1 protein-coding gene is annotated in these 2678 nt (G+C 70.3%); it reads right to left on the bottom strand.

Annotated features, from left to right (window positions below):
• Positions 1-47: 47 nt before the first annotated feature.
• Positions 48-2678 (bottom strand): efflux RND transporter permease subunit (locus VFE05_14070; GenBank protein HET6231195.1); only part of this gene is annotated, 2631 nt, incomplete at its 5' end.

The following is a 2678-nucleotide window of genomic DNA, read 5'->3' on the forward strand; positions in this document are numbered from 1 at the left end:
ATGGTGCCGCCGCGCCGCCGCCGCAATGCGCGGCGGGGGCGCGCCTCTCAGTCTCCCGGCTCGGGCACCGGCTGCGCCCCGTGCACCGGCCCGTGCCCGTGCGACGCGTGCGGCTGCCGCGCGCCCCGCCGGAACAGGCCCGACATCCACCCGCGGAAGTCGTCCATGATCTCGTAGACCGTGGGGATCACGAGCAGCGTAAGGAACGTCGACGTAAGCACGCCGCCGATGACCGCGATGCCCAGCGGCGCGCGCCATCCCGCGCCCTCCGCGGTGCCGAGGGCGACGGGGAGCATGCCCGCCACCAGCGCGAAGGTGGTCATCAGGATGGGCCGCAGGCGGATGGCGCCCGCGTGGATCAGCGCCTCGCGCAGCTCCATCCCTTGCTCGCGCGACCACTTGGCGAAATCGATCAGCAGGATCGCGTTCTTCGCCACGATGCCGGCCAGCAGGATCACCCCGATCAGGCTCATCAGGTTGATGGTGTTGCCGCTCACCGCCAGCGCCAGCAGCACGCCGATGAGGGAGAGCGGCAGCGACACCAGGATCGCCAGCGGGTCCAGGAACGATCCGAACTGGACCACCAGGATCAGGTACATCAGCATCACGGCCACGCCCAGGGCCAGGAAGATGTTGGTGAACACCTCCGTCTGGTCCTTGCTCTGCCCGCCCTGGCTGATGGAGACGCCCGCCGGCAGCGTCACATTCTTGAGCCGCTTCTCGATCTCGGCCGTGACGTCGCCCAGGGGGCGGCCGTTCACGTTGGCCTGCACCGACACCACGCGGTCGCGGTCCAGGTGCTCGATGATGGCCGGGCCCAGCGACTGCTGCACGGTGGCGATCGACCCCAGCGGGATCGTCCGCGTGCCCTGCGGGCCGGAGACGAGCAGCGGGAGCTGCTGCAGGTCCGTCACCCGCTGCCGGTACTCCGGCGCGAACCGCACCGTCACGTCGCGCGTCTCGCCCGTGGGGTCCAGCCAGTCGCCCGCGTCGATGCCCGCGAACGCCGGCCGCAGCGACTGCGCCACCTGGCCCGCGCTCACGCCCAGCTGGCCCGCCAGGCCGCGGTTCAGCCGCACCTCCAGCTCCGGCTTCTGGCCCTTGCTGGAGAGGTCCGCATCCACCGCGCCGGGCACCTGGCGCACGATCGCCAGCACCTGCTCGGCCGCCTGGTTCAGCACCGCGGGGTCGGGCCCGCGGAGCTGCATCTGGATCTGCTTCTGGTTGCCGCCGAAGCTGCTGGCGAAGATCCCCGCCGTTGCCCCGCCGATGCGCGACGTCTCCTTGCGCACCACCTCGGCCAGCGCGTTCTGCCCGATCGTCCGGTCCTTCTTGGGAACGAGCTTGACGTAGATCTGCGCGTTGTCCACCGCCCCGGTGGCGCCGCCCAGCTTCAGGTACGTGTACAGCACCTGCGGGTGGCGCCGGGCGATGCGCGCCGCCTCCTCGCCCTTGAGCCGCGTGTACTCCAGGTTCGACCCCGGCGGCGTGTCGACGTTGATGTTGAACTCCGACCGGTCGTCCTCGCCGAAGAACTCCGTGCCCACCTTCCAGTACACCGGGGCCACGCTCACCAGCGCCGCGGCCACCGCGGTGCCCACGAAGATGCTTCCCAGGCCCGTGGCGAGGCCGCCCTCCGGCCGCCCGCCGGCGAGCGCGGAAGCCTCGCGCACGGCGAGCCACACGAGCAGGCCGCCTACGAGAGCGAGCAGGGCGACCTTGACCACGGTGGGCTGTCCCATCGGCTGGTCGTACGCCGTCTTCCCGGCCTGGAAGAGGACGAATCCGCCCGCCAGCAGGAGCACGAGCGTGGCGAGGCCGCGCACCGTCGCGGTGCCCGTGTGCCCCAGCAGCCACACCGCCACGAAGATCCCCACGAACGCGCCCAGCAGGCCCAGGATGCCCTTGGTCGTGAGCGTGAACGAGGCGAAGAAGACGCCCAGCGCCAGCACCACCATGGCGGCCCGGTGGTCCAGCGCCCACGCGATCACCCGCCGGTAACGGTCGGACTGGCGGTTGAACCAGCGGTTGAAGGTGTCCAGGTGCCGCGTGACGAAGCTCTTCTCGTGCTCCTCCAGCTCCGGGTCGGCCCAGTAGGCCGAGAGCATGGGGTCCAGCGAGAACGAGACGAAGAGCGACACCAGCACCGAGCAGGCGATGGTGAGCGCGAACGGCTTGAACCACTGCCCCGCGAGCCCGCTCATGAACGCCACGGGAACGAACACGGCGACGATGGAGAACGTCGTCGCCGCCACGGCGAGGCCGATCTCGTCGGTCCCGTCGTGGGCCGCCGTGAAGTGGTCCTTACCCATCTCCACGTGCCGCACGATGTTCTCGCGCACCACGATGGCGTCGTCGATCAGGATGCCGATCGCGAGCGACAGGCCTAACAGCGACATCGTCTCGAGCTTGAAGCCGAGCGCCCACACGGCGATGAAGCTCGCCAGCACCGACACCGGCAGCGCGAGGCCGGTGATGATCGTGGAGCGCCACGAGTTCAGGAAGATGAACACCACGAGCACCGTGAGCAGCGCGCCCTCGATCAGCGCCTCCTCCACGTTGCGCACGGCATGCGTCACGCGCACGCCCGAGTCCTTCACGAGCTTGAGCTCCGTGCCCTTGCCGAGCGTCGGCTGCAGCAGCGCCACGCGGGCGCGCACCTTGTCGCTCACGTCGGT

This window comes from Longimicrobiaceae bacterium (assembly GCA_035696245.1).
Taxonomy (GTDB): domain Bacteria; phylum Gemmatimonadota; class Gemmatimonadetes; order Longimicrobiales; family Longimicrobiaceae; genus DASRQW01.